Annotated in this window: 14 protein-coding genes; 7 read left to right on the forward strand and 7 right to left on the reverse strand. The window is 58.8% G+C overall.

The features are described from left to right. Positions 1 to 6 precede the first annotated feature (6 nt). The 7 genes from PMI38_RS21455 to vioA form a co-directional block, all read right to left on the reverse strand. Complete coding sequence (locus PMI38_RS21455; RefSeq protein WP_008098734.1) at positions 7 to 3,489, reverse strand: glycosyltransferase; 3,483 nt, start codon at positions 3,487 to 3,489, stop codon at positions 7 to 9. Between the two features lie 69 nt (positions 3,490 to 3,558). Beyond that, entirely contained in the window at positions 3,559 to 4,539 is a 981-nt protein-coding gene (locus PMI38_RS21460) for a hypothetical protein (RefSeq protein WP_008098736.1), read from the reverse strand. Beyond that, the gene (locus PMI38_RS21465) at positions 4,532 to 5,272 is read right to left on the reverse strand and encodes a WbqC family protein (RefSeq protein WP_050548643.1); all 741 of its coding nucleotides are present in this window, start codon (positions 5,270 to 5,272) and stop codon (positions 4,532 to 4,534) included. The genes PMI38_RS21460 and PMI38_RS21465 overlap by 8 nt, the downstream gene beginning before the upstream one ends. Then, a complete protein-coding gene (locus PMI38_RS21470; protein ID WP_008098740.1) occupies positions 5,266 to 5,970 on the reverse strand; it encodes a class I SAM-dependent methyltransferase in 705 nt (234 codons plus the stop codon). The genes PMI38_RS21465 and PMI38_RS21470 overlap by 7 nt, the downstream gene beginning before the upstream one ends. Continuing rightward, positions 5,963 to 6,724, reverse strand: a complete 762-nt coding sequence (locus PMI38_RS21475) for a TylF/MycF/NovP-related O-methyltransferase (protein ID WP_008098742.1) — start codon at positions 6,722 to 6,724, stop codon at positions 5,963 to 5,965. Before PMI38_RS21475 ends, PMI38_RS21470 begins: the two co-directional genes overlap by 8 nt. Beyond that, positions 6,721 to 7,989 carry an ATP-grasp domain-containing protein gene (locus PMI38_RS21480; RefSeq protein WP_008098745.1) on the reverse strand — a complete coding sequence of 423 codons (1,269 nt, stop codon included), beginning with the start codon at positions 7,987 to 7,989 and terminating at the stop codon, positions 6,721 to 6,723. The genes PMI38_RS21475 and PMI38_RS21480 overlap by 4 nt, the downstream gene beginning before the upstream one ends. A gap of 3 nt (positions 7,990 to 7,992) precedes the next feature. Then, positions 7,993 to 9,111, reverse strand: a complete 1,119-nt coding sequence (vioA, locus tag PMI38_RS21485; RefSeq protein WP_008098747.1) for a dTDP-4-amino-4,6-dideoxy-D-glucose aminotransferase VioA — start codon at positions 9,109 to 9,111, stop codon at positions 7,993 to 7,995. Positions 9,112 to 9,383: 272 nt separating this feature from the next. Here vioA and PMI38_RS21490 point away from each other — a divergent pair, with 272 nt between their 5' ends. From PMI38_RS21490 to fleQ, 7 genes are all read left to right on the forward strand, one after another. Continuing rightward, complete coding sequence (locus PMI38_RS21490) at positions 9,384 to 10,319, forward strand: ketoacyl-ACP synthase III (protein WP_008098749.1); 936 nt, start codon at positions 9,384 to 9,386, stop codon at positions 10,317 to 10,319. A 296-nt stretch (positions 10,320 to 10,615) separates the two neighbouring features. Continuing rightward, positions 10,616 to 11,464 carry a flagellin domain-containing protein gene (locus tag PMI38_RS21495; RefSeq protein WP_008098751.1) on the forward strand — a complete coding sequence of 283 codons (849 nt, stop codon included), beginning with the start codon at positions 10,616 to 10,618 and terminating at the stop codon, positions 11,462 to 11,464. Between the two features lie 71 nt (positions 11,465 to 11,535). Then, the gene (locus tag PMI38_RS21500; protein WP_008098753.1) at positions 11,536 to 11,910 is read left to right on the forward strand and encodes a flagellar protein FlaG; all 375 of its coding nucleotides are present in this window, start codon (positions 11,536 to 11,538) and stop codon (positions 11,908 to 11,910) included. A gap of 81 nt (positions 11,911 to 11,991) precedes the next feature. Next, on the forward strand, positions 11,992 to 13,404 hold the full coding sequence (fliD, locus tag PMI38_RS21505) for a flagellar filament capping protein FliD (RefSeq protein WP_008098755.1): 1,413 nt from the start codon (positions 11,992 to 11,994) through the stop codon (positions 13,402 to 13,404). A gap of 143 nt (positions 13,405 to 13,547) precedes the next feature. Then, on the forward strand, positions 13,548 to 13,943 hold the full coding sequence (gene fliS, locus PMI38_RS21510; RefSeq protein WP_008098757.1) for a flagellar export chaperone FliS: 396 nt from the start codon (positions 13,548 to 13,550) through the stop codon (positions 13,941 to 13,943). A gap of 14 nt (positions 13,944 to 13,957) precedes the next feature. Further along, positions 13,958 to 14,254, forward strand: coding sequence for a hypothetical protein (locus PMI38_RS21515; protein WP_008098759.1), 297 nt, complete (start codon positions 13,958 to 13,960; stop codon positions 14,252 to 14,254). A gap of 165 nt (positions 14,255 to 14,419) precedes the next feature. After that, entirely contained in the window at positions 14,420 to 15,895 is a 1,476-nt protein-coding gene (fleQ, locus tag PMI38_RS21520) for a transcriptional regulator FleQ (RefSeq protein WP_008098761.1), read from the forward strand. The last annotated feature ends 28 nt before the right edge of the window (positions 15,896 to 15,923 follow it).

The following is a 15,923-nucleotide window of genomic DNA, read 5'->3' on the forward strand; positions in this document are numbered from 1 at the left end:
ACTGAATCAAGCGGGTGCCCAGGCCATGAGGCATAACGCTCGGTACTCAGCATCCATGAAACCGAAGCTGTGCGTTCTTTCACGCAATCGTTGCCCACTGGACTGCACCCTTTCCGGGGTTTCAAGGTAGTGGTCCAGGGCTTTCAGCCATTGGGCGGGCAGGTTGTCTACGTGGGACATCGGCCATTGTGCATAGCGTGCCTGTCGGTCGTTGCTGATGATGGCATGGCCGCACGCACCATGGCGCAACGGCGCGAGACGATCGGCTCGCTTGGGGTCATCGCTCGCCGGATGCAGCACGATGTTCAGGCAAAGGCCCGAAAGGACTTCGGGTGACGAGCCAATGTCGCGGGAATAGACCTCGGTTGCCAGGGCAGCCAGGTGCGTCGGGACTTCCCCCCACAGGATCCAGTCAGCCTGATCGGCCCGTGCGCGTATTATCGGGTCGATGATCGGCAGTGTCTGGACACTGACATGGCAGCCGACGCGCGGTTTGCCGTTTACTGGCATCACTTCTGGCAATGCTTGCCAGTTGTTTGCCAGGCGGCACTCGCGAACCTGAACATCGCCATGCAACCCATACAGCCCAGCAGCTATTTCGGTGTTGGCAGCGATGACTCTATCGACCCAAGCCATGGCTTCATGCAGCAGCTCCCAAGCCTTGGGGCTGTCAGGCAGCTCAGCAACCTCGAGTACCTTGAAAGCCTGGCTGTAGCGGTAATCCCGGGCCATGACTTCCAGGCGTCGGGCATCGGCAATGTGGTGGAAGACAATCACGTCGGGTTGCAGGCGTTGCAACTCCACGGTACTGAGCAAGGTGTTGCTCAGGTGGCCTTCTATCTGACCGTGTGCCTGCAGTTGCTGGAAGGCTAGCGTGCAACGCTGGGGGCTTTCACGGTCCGGGTGTACCAGTACGACTGGCAGAGGGCGCCAGTTCAAGGGGCGCCATGTCAGGCCATGCAGGGCAGGGAGCTCATGGCCACGACCACGCAGTGAAAGATTCTTGTTGTAGCAGGGGTCTCGCACCAGCGCGTCGAGCCATTTTTCGTAGAGGTTTTCTTCATCATGTCGCGCGCGCTGCTGGTTGTCCGGATGACGCAATGCATTGGTCCAGCCTTTGCCTTGCTCGTTGGCAACCATGGCGTGAGCGGCCCAGACATTAAGCAGGCCTTCGGCGCTGGCGCGCAGGCAGAGGTCGATATCCGCGTACCGCAGGGCGAATGCCTTTTCGTCCAGCCCACCCATGCTGATGAACAAGTTCCTGCGCATCATCAGGCACGCGCTGCTGACAGCACTGACGTTGCGGTCGACACGTAGACATTGCAGATAGCCAGGTTCGCTGTTTGGCAAACCGACAGCCGGGCTTGCCGCCGAGCCGTTCATGCCCAGTACCCAGCCGGCGTGGGCGACATTGCCACTGACGTCCAGCTGCTTGGCGCCTACGATACCCACCTCCGGGCGTTGGGCGTGGTTGAGCAGACGCTGGAGCCAATCGTCCTGAAAGATGACAGTGTCGTTGTCCAGCAGGACGAGGTAGTCGCCCACGGCATGGGAGGCGGCGAGGTTGTACAGGGCGCTCCGGTTGAGTGGTTGATCATCGCGCAGGACTTTGATCAGACCTTCGCCTGCGGTCACCAACTGCTCCAGCCATGTCTGCAGGTCGGGGTTGCTGCTGGCGTGATCGACAATCAGTATCTCGAAAAACGCATAACTGCTCTTGGACAACACGCTTTCCACGCAGCGCTGTACCAGTTCCAGCTGATCGTGAACGGGAATGATGATGGAGACCGAAGGCTGTTGCTGGTGCCCATAATCGATCTGGTAGTGCCGGGTCGGTTCTTCCCGTACTTGCGCATGAGCGTATCCGCGCTCTGCCAGGTGGCGCTCGATGGCCGCACGTTCATCAGGGTTGCTGGTCATGTCAGGGCTGTTGCAGATGACCAGAGGTTCGTCGAGGTGACCGATGCCATCGAGACCGCTGGCCTCGATCAACCGCAGTATCGCTGCGAGCTCAAGTGCCCCTTGGAATTGCTCGTCGAAACCACCGACAGTCAGCAACAGGTCGCGCCGCAGCAGCCAGTGGCGTCCCATGATCAGCGGGAGGGAGAGCAGGTAGTCAAGGTTTATGTCAGGACGGAATATCGGGCTGGAGCCATTTTCTGCACGATAGTATTCGTCGCAGTAGATCATTCGGCATGACTGCGCACCAGACAGCTCGAGATCGACCATCAGGCTGCCGCTAGGCAGTATTTCATCCCCGGCATCAAGCAACAGCAGCCAGTCACCGTCATCCTCGCGGGCTATCTGGTTCAATGCCCTGGCATCTGGAGTGGTATCCAGCCAGATGATGTTGGCCGGCAAGTCTGCCGGCATCGGCAGGTGGCTGATGACATAGGCGCGAAGCTTCAGCGGGCTGCTGGTACTCCAAAGGCGCAGGCTCTCGAGGGTGGCAGACAGTGCCTGCTGGTCGCGCTGGTGATCGTTGACCACGATGGTCAAACCGGTAGCACCGTGCAGATGCTGCCGGCGTTCATCGACCAAGGCCTGTTGGGTGGGTGTCAGCAGGCGGTTGAGCAACCACTCGCGTACGGCCGGATTGCGGGTGGCGTCATGGTGGTCTGCCGCACTGCGCTGAGTGCGCGCGACGAAATGCTCCAGCTGTGGCCAGAACTCATCTTCCATATGCAGTAGGCGCTGGCGGGCCAATCCTACGGATTTTCGCGCCCGTTCAAGACCGCCTTCTTCCTCATACATGGTCGTGCCCGCGTCGCCGATGTGTTCGGTGAAGGGGAGCGTTTTCACGTGACCGCCGCTCAGATAGACCACTGGGCAACCACACATCAAGGCCATGGTGCAGGTTGCCGAGATTTCGTAGGAGTACAAGGTTTCCGCTGTTTTGAAGAGCTCAGCCAATTGCGGCAGCGTACGAGGATTGCTGAGGCTAAGTACCTGAATATCGGGCGGGAGCAGGTTGTAGTCGATTTTTGAGCTATCGAAGCGGTGCAGGTACAGGTAATTGCCGCCTCGAACCACGGGCTCTGGGTGAGGGGCGAACAGCTCGGAGTCGATCATTGGCAGCGTGAGCATGTCCTTGCGCCGTTTGCCTTCACCGAAGTCATGAGCGTAATAGAAGAACAGGTCGCTTTCTTGTGCCGCCAGTTGCAAACCGCTGATGAAACCATCGCGGTTGAGCATGTAACGCACCACGACTGGACAATTCAATGGGTTGCCACTGAGCACTTCCGGGTACACGGCAATGGACACGGCGCCTGTGCTTTTGTGCAACTGGACAATGGCGTCCGTCAGTACCGGTGTGCGCAAATTCGGATTGGTCACTTTGCAGCCGACCACGTACGCTTCCTGGCCGCTGATATTGAGCGCATGGCAGAGGAAATGCATGACGCATACACCTGAAGAGGTGTCGCGATAATCGGGCGCATAGATGTAGTAGGGATTGTCCGTTTTTCTATGCAGTGATGACATTTTCATGTTTGTTGTCCAGGGGCAGCCCCATCCAGGTACGGCGCTGCGCACCGTCCATGATGAATGTAAAAGTCTTCAGGAAGTCGCCAGCAGCGTGTTGATTCGCTCGGCCAGCCTTGCCATGTGTTTAGCGTCGTAGCGCTGATCTATCGGTAGAGGCAGCAAGCAGGTTGCCAGCTGCCGTTCCATCGGCGGGCTGTGCAAGGCGTTGACGACTTCTTGCCAGTAGCAAGGGACGAAAATTCGTTCGCTCAGCAGTTGCTCACGGATGGCGCGCACGTGTGCGCAATCGCTCAGCAGCAGTGGGTAACAAAGTGCTGCCGTCGGCGCGGTAGGCACAATATCCAGTCGATTGTGTGTTTCCAGAGCGTGGGCCAGGACGCTCAGGTTGCTCTGGCGGCGTGCCATGATCGAAGGGTAATCCAGGCTATCGAGCACCCGCCTGGTGCTGTTCGACATGGCAGCCACCGGCGCGCCCGCCAGCGCCGTTTCAACACGCTGGAACTGGGCATAATGTTGCTCGGGGGCAGCTTCGAGGCGCCCGAGGAGTGCGTCGAAATGCGATGAGGATTGGCTGGCCGGCAGTTCCCAATCACCCGCCGGCGCATTGAGCAGCCATCCGCCATCGGGTACGCCAACGAATTTGCGAGGGGAATAAATTGTCGGGATGCCGGCAAGGGCAGGGCTGAACAGGCCTTGAGAGTTATCGATGATGAGGCGCTCACCGTAATGTGGCGCCAGGACGTTGCAGATGTAACTGTCCTTCAACCCGAAATAATTCACATAGAGCAGTTGCTCGTTGGCGTCCAGCGTCGGCAGTGTCGTCAGCTCAAGGTGTGGGTCGAGCGCGTAACGCCGCAGGCCTGCCCCGACGGATTGGGCGGCATCGGGTACTGCGTGGCAGATGTAGTGTGGCAGGTGTAGCGTCAGGGTGCCGTTGGCGCTCAGCAACGCCTTGAGCGCTGAGCGCGCAGAGTTGAAACCGAGCGCATGCGGATAGAGGCTGTAGCCTTGGCGAAGCTCCAGTTCGAAGTAACCGCCGATGGCTTCAGGCATGCTCGATGCTCCCCTTTCTGGCCCATTCGCCAACGATCTCGGGTGGGTTGAACATCAAGGCATCGAGCACGGATAAGCCACCCACGAATTCATGCTTGTGCTGTGGGTAGTGGGGAAGTTCGGCGCGCAGTAACTCCAGCTGAACCCCCGCATCGGCAAATGCATCCGCGTTGTACAAGAACGCGCCTGCGGCCGGGTTCAGGTAATGAGTTGCAGCCGTTTCGGTCATCAGTTCAAGTACCCGTGCCTGACCTCCGAGACCTGCGCCGGGGGAGAGATCGCTGGCTGCAATGATGGGGGTGTCAAGGCCGATGAGGGCGCAGCTCGCACGCAGAACCCTCAGGTTCAGCTCAGCAATGCTCGAGGCTGGTTGTTCCAGCAAGGTTGTCAGCCAGTTCATCACCGTGTGGAAATGCGGCGCTTTGCGGTACGCATGCCTGAGTTTTTCGAGCATGCGCGGGTAGTGAAAGTTTTGGCTTATTCGTTTGTCACGGATCGGTAGGGTGTGACTGCTGTTTTCCAATGCGATACCGAACCATTTCGGCTCGCCATCGAGCAAGTAGCGGTTACGCTCTATCCAGCCGTTCTTCATGAACTGCGCGGTGTCGTAGCTTATGAACAGGTCGGCCGCACCCAGCAACTGGTAGTAGCCCATGTAGGGCAGGAAATAGGGTTGCATGAGCACCACGCGCTTGCTGTGCTGTCCGCCCGTGCCGGTAGATCGATTCAGCACTTGTGGTACACCCCGAGCCAGGAACTTGTAGCGCCCAGTTGGCCATTGGAAAGTCTCCAGGCCAGGTCGAAACCTTTGTTCAGCAAGCGAGTGAGGGGAGCGTACGGACTGTCCTGGATATAGAAAGAGCGCCATAGCCGCGTGCGCCAAGGGTCGCGGAAAAAGTGAATGTCCTTGAGCACGATGCGCTCATTGGCCCCAAAGGATAGCGGCGAGCTGGACTGGCCGAATGCGTGGCGAATGCTTTGCGGGTAGTAGGGGCGAACATGAGAAAAGTCATGGAAGAAGCGTTCGCCCAGCACCGGGCTGATCATCACCAGGCGGCCTTGAGGCTTGAGCAGGATGATCAACCGGTCAAGCAAGTGCAGTAACTGGTCAGGGTCCAGGTGTTCGATCAGGTGGCTTAGGAAAATAACATCGAAACGCTTTTCGAGGCCGCCCAGCTCACTTTCGTGAAGCGCCTCGAAGCCTGCATTCTTGGCCTGCTCGATGTAGTCGGCATTGATATCCACGCCCGTGGCCTGTAGCCCCATGGCATGAAATATTCGCAAGTACTTGCCGCGCCCCATGCCATAGTCGAGTACGGCGAGAGGCGCATTGCTGTCTGCCTTCCACGATTGAAAAAGTTGTTCAACCTTACGGCTTTCCAGCGTTTGGTAATGGGCTGGGAAACGCTCGGCATCGAGGAGCTCAAACATGCGTTGCCTCGGTCAGCTTGAGCATCACGGCATGGCCGTTGAGGTTGCGCAACAGGAAGTATTCCGGGTGATCGGCCAAATCTTCAACCAATCTGGCAACGCCTTCACACCCCCAGAAACCATAGTCGTCGAAAACGATGACGCCATGCCTGTTCAGGCGCGGGGTTACCCATTCGACAATGTCCTTGGCGGACTGGTAGGTGTCGACATCAATATGGCAGAACGAGAAACTGCGCCCGGCGACTTTGCTACCGGTCTCTTCAGGGAAGATGCCTTGCAGCAGTGTCGCGCGATGTGCCACATGCTCGCTGTCCAGCAGCGCAGCTACGCCCTCCAGGCTGGTGTCCGCATGTTCGCCACCTTGGTAGAGGGTATCGTTGGTTCCAGCTTTGACGACGCCACAGAAGGTGTCGCAGAGCAGCAGGTGTTTGTCGCTGCCCAGTTGCGCCAGGCGTTTGGCAGCCAGCAGGCCGGTGCCGCCTTTCCACACGCCGATTTCGATGACATCGCCAGCCACGTTGGCTGTTTGTCGAAGCAGATCCCACAGTTCGTGGCAGCGATAGATGTCGACGAGTGTCACCTCTTCAATACGTCTGAAGACATCCATGAATTGCGTATCGGCATACCAGGGTGAATAAGTGGCCCTGGAAATCAGCGCTGAATGCGGAAAGTCCTCGTCCAGCGGTTTGATCCAGGTGTCACGCAGGTGGCGCATGACCAGGCGGCGGTTATGGTCGGACTTGACGGTTTTCACGAAAGAAACTCCAAGGCGTCAACATCGAAGACGGGTATGGCGCAATGGGTGGCAACATCCAGGCGCTCAGGGAAATGATTGTCAATGAATATCGCGTTGCCCCGGATGAACTCGGATTTCGCTCGGCCATCAGTGATATGGATGATTTCATCGAACAATTCGACCGCAATGCGGGCTTTTCGAAGTGTCTCGCGCGGGTCGCCGGCATGCCGGGTGACCAGGATCAGTCGCTTGCCCTTGAAATGCATGCGGTACAGGAAATTCAGGGTTGAAGGTATGGCTAGCCCGTCGCGGATGACCGTTTCGTCGAAGTCGATGTAGACCGTATCGAAGTGACAATTCAGTTGAGCCACGGTGAGGATGCGACGTTCGACGAGGTCGATTTCCGGCAGAGGTAATGGACTGACCCGGCGTTGCAGGTGGTCGTGAATAGCCATCAAGGGCAGGTTCACCCCGCGAGCGCGATGGGCGACCATCGACCCTGCTACCCGGCAGCTGATTTCCAGCAGCTTCCAGCGCTGTTGGCGGTCGCGCTTGAGCTGGAAGAACCATGGGCCGCGCAGGCGCAGGCGTTGATTGAGCGTCGCTGCGATGTCGTCGATCACGGGGTCGGGGCCAGGGAAGGTGCTGCGCATGGAGATGCCTGCACGCACGCGTTCACGGTGTCGCGCGCCGACCCAGCGAAGCTCGTGCTGATAATCGCTGAAGCAATCGACAGTGATTTCCTCTCCGGGCAAATACTCCTGCAACAGCGGTAAATGTGTGCGCTCAAGTGTCGCGTATGCGTCCTTCACGCCGCTTACCCGCGCGAACCCTTGGCCGCCCTGGCCAAGATCAGGCTTTACCACCGCTGGCCACGCTTCGACTTCTTCGGGGCTTGTGTATGTGATCGGTATCCACGGTTGATCGGCGAATGCGGCGTAGGTCAATGATTTGCGTCGGGCGATCGCACAGGTATCGGGATCGCCGTTGACCAGTCGCACACCGAATCGCTGAGCGCGCTCGCTAAGGTAGGCCTGGACGGTATCGTGGGTGGCGAACACCAGGTCGATTTTCCATTCCGCAAGCAGGGCTTCGAAGGCCTGATCGAAGCGGCCGTCATCGATGCGTGGTAAATCGCCGCAGTATGTGTCGAATAGTTGGCGACCGTGGTCATCGACACTGGAGGCGCCAAAAAGCTGGACGTGGATGGAGTGGGTCAGTGCCTGGTGAATCTCCAGGGCATTTTCCGACCCGCACGGGAAGACCAATACATTGACGGCCATCGCTCAGGCACCTGCTCCGTCGAGGATGATCGACAGGATGCGATCCTGGGTTGCGATGTCCAGATCTGGATAAATTGGCAGGCACAGTACCTGACGTGAAGTACGCTGAGCGTTTCGCAGCCTCTCCAGATTGGCGCTTTCCAGGCCACGGTACATGGGGAATTCGCAAATCAGGGGATAGAAGTAGCGACGTACCAGGATATCGACAGCGCGGAAGCGCTCGTACAGATCGTCTCGGCTGATCCCGAATTGCTCACCGTCGACCATGATCGGGCAATAGGCGTAGTTCCACTCGACATTGGCGGGCGGATTCATGAGGCTGATACCCCGCACGCCGGCAAGAAGATCACTGTAGCGTTCGAAGATCCTGCGCCGTTGGGTCAGCGCCAGATCGATATGGCGCAATTGAAGGAGACCAAAGGCCGCTTGCAGCTCATTCATCTTTCCATTGATGCCTGGCGCAATGACGGTGACTTCGTCAGCGAAGCCGAAGTTCTTCAAGTAGTCGATGCGGCGCTTGGTTTTTTCGTCCTGGCATACGATCGCCCCGCCTTCGAACGTGTTGAAAACCTTGGTGGCGTGAAAGCTCAGCACCGAGACGTCGCCATGATTGAGAATGCTCTGACCCTCATGGCGGACGCCGAACGAATGGGCGGCGTCGTAGATGACCTTCAGGCCATAGGTATCGGCTACCGCCTGGATACCTTCCACATCGCAGGGGATACCATAGCAATGTACCGGCATGATCGCCGTGGTCGCCGGTGTGATGGCTTCGGCAATGCGTTGCGGGTCGAGGTTGTTGGTGAGTGGATCGATATCGACGAACACAGGCTTGAGGCTGTTCCACAGCAGCGAGTGAGCCGTGGCGACGAATGAGTAGGGGGTGGTGATCACCTCACCTGTGATCCGTAGCGCTTGGAGCGCTGTCACCAGGGCCAAGGTGCCATTCGAGAATAGCGAAATGTGCTTGACGCCCAGGTGCTCGGCCAGTTCTTGTTCTAGCCGCTGGTGAAACTGACCGCAGTTTGTCAGGTACCGGCTTTCCCAGATTTGTTCCAGGTAGGGCAGGAAGGACTCCAGAGGCGGCATCAGGGGGCTGGTGACAGTGATTGGCTTTGCCATTTGAGACGTTGCTCGCGCTGACTAAGGGGCTACCACGCATGACGGTCTGTCGCGTCAGTTAAACGACAGCGAAGGCAGTAATGTGGCTGGTCTAAGCAAGAAGCTGGCCAATAGGCTGGCGTGAGGATTTGGCGGAATGTCGCTAAAGTCGTGACTTGGCAGTCGGAACGTGCATCTTTAATCTATTGAGTCTGTGGGTAGTTGCGTCGACCGGGACTGCAAACCTGGCTGCGCTACCCGCGAATTTTTGCCATTTCCATCGGGAAGCCACAATGATTGGCATCAAAAGCATCGCCAGTTACGTACCTGTCGAGGGCGTCGACAACTATGCCCAGGGTGCGAAGTTCGGCAAGGACCAGGATTTTATCTTCGGCAAGATCGGTTCCACCTTCTTGCCGCGCAAGGAAGCCGATCAGGAAACCTCCGACCTGTGTGTCGAGGCCGCCAGGAACCTGTTCGCTGCCAATCCATCGCTGGACCCGGCATCGATCGATGCCGTGATCGTCGTTACCCAGAACGGTGACGCTGAAGGCCTGCCGCACACTGCGGCGATCGTTCAGCACAAGCTGGGCCTGTCGACCGCCATCGCTGCCTTCGATATCTCCCTGGGCTGCTCGGGCTATGTCTACGGCCTGTATGCGATGAAAGGCTTCATGGAGGCTGCTGGCCTGAAGAATGGCCTGCTGATCACCGCCGACCCGTATTCGAAGATCGTCGACCCCGAAGACCGCAATACCACCATGCTGTTCGGCGACGCCGCCACCGCCACCTGGATGGGTGAGGATGCCGCCTGGCAACTGGGCAAGTCGCTGTTCGGCAGCGACGGTGCCGGTGCCGACCACCTGCGCACCACCGACGGCAAGTTCTTCATGAATGGCCGCCAGGTCTACAACTTCGCCCTGGTCAAGGTGCCCGCGCACCTGCAGCAGCTGCTCGAAGCCAGCGATCTGAAGGCTGACGACATCGACCTGTACTGCCTTCACCAGGGCAGTGCGGCAATCGTCGATGCCGTATCGGCGCGCTTCATCGAAGGCGAGCACAAGCAGAAGTTCGTCAAGGACATGGTCGAGACCGGCAATACCGTGTCGTCGAGCATTCCGCTGCTGCTGGAAAAGCACGTGATCGGTTCGCAGCACAAGCGCATTGCCCTGAGTGGCTTCGGCGTGGGCCTGTCCTGGGGCTCGGCCATCATCGAGCGCCGTGACTGATCGCCTATAAAGGCTTGCGTCCCCCTCTCTCCCACAGGGACACCACAGTTTTCAAAGGCTGTGGCGTGCCTGGGGGGCTGACCACGGATTTGCACATCCCTCGCTTCACATGGCGTCTGAAATCTGGCGTCAACTCCTTGATTTCATTGGGCTGGCACGATGCCAGCAATTTTTTTTGAAAATCCCCTAAAGCAACCCGCCCTGACGACGATAACTATTACGAAGGTTCTCTGTGCCACACCCGGCGAATTGCCAAGGCCGGAAGCCGTAGTACCCAATCCAACGAGGAATTCGTCATGGCTTTGACCGTCAACACCAACACCACCTCTCTGGGCGTTCAGAAAAACCTGAACCGTGCTTCCGATGCACTGAGCACCTCGATGACCCGTCTGTCCTCCGGCCTGAAAATCAACAGCGCCAAGGACGACGCCGCCGGCCTGCAGATCGCTACCCGCATGACCTCGCAGATCCGTGGTCAGACCATGGCGATCAAGAACGCCAACGACGGTATCTCCATCGCCCAGACCGCTGAAGGCGCGATGCAAGAGCAGAGCAACATCCTGCAGCGTATGCGTGAACTGGCCGTTCAGTCGCGAAACGACACCAACAGCACTCAAGACCGCGCTGCACTGGACAAAGAGTTCCAGTCGATGGCTTCGGAACTGACCCGTATCGCCCAGTCCACTCAGCTGAACGGCAAGAACCTGCTGGACGGTTCCGCTTCGGTCATGACCTTCCAGGTCGGTTCGAACACCGGTTCTGCGAACCAGATCAAGATCGACCTGAGCGCCAAGTTCACCGCTTCCGACCTGGGTGTTACCAGCTCGATCAACATTCAAGGTTCCGATACCGCCGCCGCCGAAGCCAACTTCAGCGCTGCTGTTTCGGCTATCGACGCTGCTCTGCAGACCATCAACACCAACCGTGCTGACCTGGGTGCTGCCCAGAACCGTCTGACCAGCACCATCAACAACCTGCAGAACATCAACGAGAACGCCGAAGCTGCCCGTGGCCGTGTACAGGACACCGACTTCGCTGCCGAAACTGCCCAGCTGACCAAGCAGCAGACCCTGCAGCAAGCTTCGACCTCGGTTCTGGCCCAGGCCAACCAGCTGCCGTCGGCAGTACTGAAACTGCTGGGCTAATCTGCCAGGTGGTTGGCGGGGGAGTGCCGGCGAGGCGCTTCCCCGCTTTATTCATTGCGAGGTGGTAATTCATGGACATGAGCGTCAAGCTTAACTTGTCCTACCCGACTGCCCGTCCGACCGAACCGGTTGGCGAGAAGCCGGTTGCCCGCTTGGCCGATGCGCCGCGTGGCAGTGATACGCTGGAACCCGACGCAGTCAGCGCTGCCGAAAAAGGAACCGATGCCGAAAAGGTCAAGAGCGCCGTTTCGGAAATCGAAAAGTTCCTCAGCTCGTCCCGGCGCAACCTGGAATTCACCACGGACGAAGAGTCCGGCAAAGTCGTGGTCAAGGTCATCGCCAGTGAAACGGGCGAGTTGATTCGTCAGCTGCCCTCGGAAGAGGCACTTCGAATTGCACGCAGCCTGAGCGATGTAAACAGTCTTTTGTTCGATGCCAAGGTCTGATCGGCAGCGAATGCGCTAAGGCGAGAATCACGTCAGTCGTGCAGCAGCAGGGTTGACGCTACATGAAGAGGGATAACTGTCATGGCGAGCACCATTGTCTCCAGTATCGGCCAAGGTACAGGGCTGAACATCACCGAGATGGTTGACGCGCTGGTGAGTGCCGATACTGCGGCCAAGAAGGCGCAGATTACTCGGCAGACCAACAACAATACCGCGATGATTTCCGGTGTCGGCTCGCTGCGCAGTGCCCTTACGACGTTCCAGGACGCCATGAAGAAGCTCAACGACTCGAGCGCGCCTTCGTTCAATGCCTATGCGGCGACGTCGGCCAATGAGTCGGTGGTCAAGGTCACCTCGGGCAACTCGGCAGTCCCGGGTAGCTACAACATCGTGGTCAAGCAGCTTGCCACCGGTTCCAAAGTGGCTAGCCAGCAGTTTGCCGGTGGTTCGAGTTCGGCCATCACTTCGGGTGAGTTGACCGTCAGCCAGGGCGGCAAGAGCTACAAGATCGATGTGGCCAACGGCGCTACCCTGGAAAGCGTGCGCGACCAGATCAACAAGGAGCTCGGGGTTCAGGGCATCTCGGCCAACATCGTCAACGGTGACGGTGGTTCGCGCCTGGTGCTCAGCTCTACGACCACCGGTGCCGGTTCCGACCTTTCGCTCTCCGGCATTCCCGAGCTTGAAATCGATGGCACCCAGCAGATGGCCGGCAGCGGCGCTGGCTACATTACGGCCAAGGCCCAGGATGCCGAGCTGACCATCGATGGCCTGACCGTCAAAAGTGCCAAGAACACCATCGAGAATGCCGTCAGCGGCATGAAGATGGAGCTGACCGGTGTCAGCACCCAGACCAATGGCGTGGGTAACCCAACCAGTGTCACCGTTGCTCAGGACAATGAGGGGCTGAAGAAGTCCGTCCAGGCCTTCGTCGATGCTTACAACGCCCTGCAAACCACCATCACTGCGTTGACCTCCACCTCCAAGGATGAGAACGACAACCTGGTGCTGGGGCCGCTGACCAATGACCCGACCACCCGTTCGTTGGTCGGCGACATTCGCAAAGTCCTCTCCGAAGTCGGCTCGGGTGACCAGTTGACCACGCTCAGTCAGCTCGGCATCAACACCACCAAAGAGGGCACCCTGGAGTTCAACTCCACCAAGTTCACGGCGGCCATGAACGACAAGAAGCTGGGCTCCGAGGTCCAGGAACTGTTCACCGGCACCAACGGTCTGTTCGAGCGGATGAACAAGGCCATCGACCCGTACAACGCTACCGACGGCAGCCTGGCCACGCGCAAGGCAAACCTCGACAAGGTGGCCAAGAACCTGGAAGACCAGCAGGCCGCCCTGGAGCGTCGCACCGAATCGCTGACCGAGTCCCTGACCAAGAAGTATGTGGCCATGGACACCATGGTGGCCAAGCTCAATGCCCAGGCCAACCAGATCAAGTCGGTATTCGACGCGATCAATGCCCAGGCCAAGGGCTCCTGATCCGCTTCGCTGACACCTGAGTGACAAAAGCCCGGCAGCGTCCGCCAGACGCGCCGGGCTTTTCGTTTTGGCCCTAAAGTTTTTTGACGGGCCGGCGATACACAGGGTACAAGCAACCTTTTTCGCTGCAACGAGGTAGATCCATGAACCCGATGTTGGCCCTTCGGCAGTACCAGAAAGTCAACGGTGTGGCCCAGACGTCCGAAGCCAGCCCGCACCGTCTGGTGCAGATGCTCATGCAGGGCGGCCTGGACCGCATGGCCCAGGCCAAAGGTGCCATGGCGCGTAATGACATTGCCCAGAAAGGCGTGCTGATCGGCAAGGCCATCGACATCATCGGTGGCCTGCGCGAAGGCCTGGACCTGGAAAACCATGCTGACAGCCTGGCCGAGCTGGACAGTCTCTATACCTACATGAGCCGCCGCCTGGTCGAGGCCAACGTGAAAAGCGATCCCGCGATCATCGACGAAGTGGCGCGCTTGCTCATTACCGTGAAAGAAGGTTGGGATGCGATCGGCGACCCGTCGTCGGCTTCCTGATCGAGGAGCAGGACATGAGTGAGGTTATCGCCCGAATCGAACAGACCCGCGAGTTGCTGCTGGCCGCGCTGGCCAGTCGCGACTGGGATACGGTGGGAGAGCTCGATCTGCAATGCCGCCTGCGTATCGACGATGTGCTCACGGAGGCGCGTGGCAATGAAGCTGACGTGCGCGATAGCCTGGAGCAGCTCCTGCAGGTCTATCGGCAATTGATTGAGGTTGCAAGTGGCGAGCGTCAATCAATAGTCGACGAGATGACGCAAATCCGTCAGGCGAAAAACGCGGCCAAGGTATACCATCTGTTCAGTTGACCACAGATGTGCAAAAAGCCGTGCGCCATTAATTTGACTGTATGGGTTTTTTTGACTTTACTAGTGGCTGTTTTCGAATTTCAGACGTCCGAACACTGACCATTCAGTCGGAATGATGTCGTGCAAGCCTTCGGGCGCCGATATGACTAGGGAAGTTGCTATTGCATGTGGCGTGAAACCAAGATTCTCCTGATCGATGACGACAGCGCCCGCCGCCGCGATCTGGCGGTGGTCCTGAACTTTCTCGGTGAAGAAAACCTCTCTTGCTCCAGCCAGGACTGGGAGCAGGGGGTAGCGTCATTGTCTTCCAGTCGTGAAGTGCTCTGCGTGCTGCTCGGTACTGTGAATGCTCCAGGCGGGGTGCTTGGGCTGCTTAAGACAGTGGCAGGGTGGGATGAGTTCCTTCCGGTTTTGCTGATTGGTGAAATTTCTTCTGCGGACTACCCGGAAGAGCTTCGCCGTCGCGTGCTGTTCAACCTGGAAATGCCGCCCAGCTACAGCCAATTGCTCGATTCGCTGCACCGTGCCCAGGTCTACCGCGAGATGTACGACCAGGCCCGCGAGCGCGGTCGCCAGCGCGAGCCGAACCTGTTCCGCAGCCTGGTCGGCACCAGCCGTGCCATCCAGCATGTGCGGCAAATGATGCAACAGGTGGCCGATACCGACGCCAGTGTGCTGATTCTCGGTGAGTCAGGCACCGGCAAGGAAGTCGTAGCGCGCAACCTGCACTATCACTCCAAGCGCCGCGAAGCGCCGTTCGTGCCGGTCAATTGCGGTGCGATTCCGGCCGAGCTGCTTGAAAGCGAATTGTTCGGCCACGAAAAAGGCGCGTTCACCGGGGCGATCACCAGCCGCGCCGGGCGCTTCGAGCTGGCCAACGGCGGTACCCTGTTCCTCGACGAAATCGGCGACATGCCGCTGCCGATGCAGGTCAAGCTGCTGCGCGTGCTGCAGGAGCGGACTTTCGAGCGGGTGGGCAGCAACAAGACCCAGAGCATCGATGTGCGCATCATCGCCGCGACCCACAAGAACCTCGAGACCATGATCGAGGAAGGGACGTTCCGCGAAGACCTGTACTACCGCCTCAATGTGTTCCCCATCGAGATGGCGCCGTTGCGTGAGCGGGTGGAAGATATTCCGCTGCTGATGAACGAGCTGATCTCGCGCATGGAGCATGAAAAGCGCGGCTCGATCCGCTTCAACTCCGCAGCCATCATGTCGCTGTGCCGTCACGGCTGGCCAGGCAACGTTCGCGAGCTGGCCAATCTGGTCGAACGCATGGCTATCATGCACCCGTACGGGGTCATCGGGGTGTCGGAGTTGCCGAAGAAATTCCGCTACATCGACGACGAGGACGAGCACCTGGTCGACACCCTGCGCAGCGACCTCGAAGAGCGCGTGGCGATCAATGGCCACGTACCGAACTTCGCCAGCCAGGCCATGTTGCCGCCAGAAGGGCTGGACCTGAAGGACTACCTGGGCAGCCTGGAGCAGGGCTTGATCCAGCAGGCGCTGGACGATGCCAACGGCATCGTGGCGCGGGCGGCCGAGCGTTTGCGCATTCGCCGCACCACCTTGGTGGAGAAGATGCGCAAGTACGGCATGAGCCGCCAGGGCGGCGAGGAACAGGCCGAAGACTGATTTGCCCGTTCCGGCCTCATCGCCGGCA

The sequence above is a fragment of the Pseudomonas sp. GM84 genome (genome assembly GCF_000282535.1).
In the GTDB taxonomy this organism is placed as follows: Bacteria; Pseudomonadota; Gammaproteobacteria; order Pseudomonadales; family Pseudomonadaceae; genus Aquipseudomonas.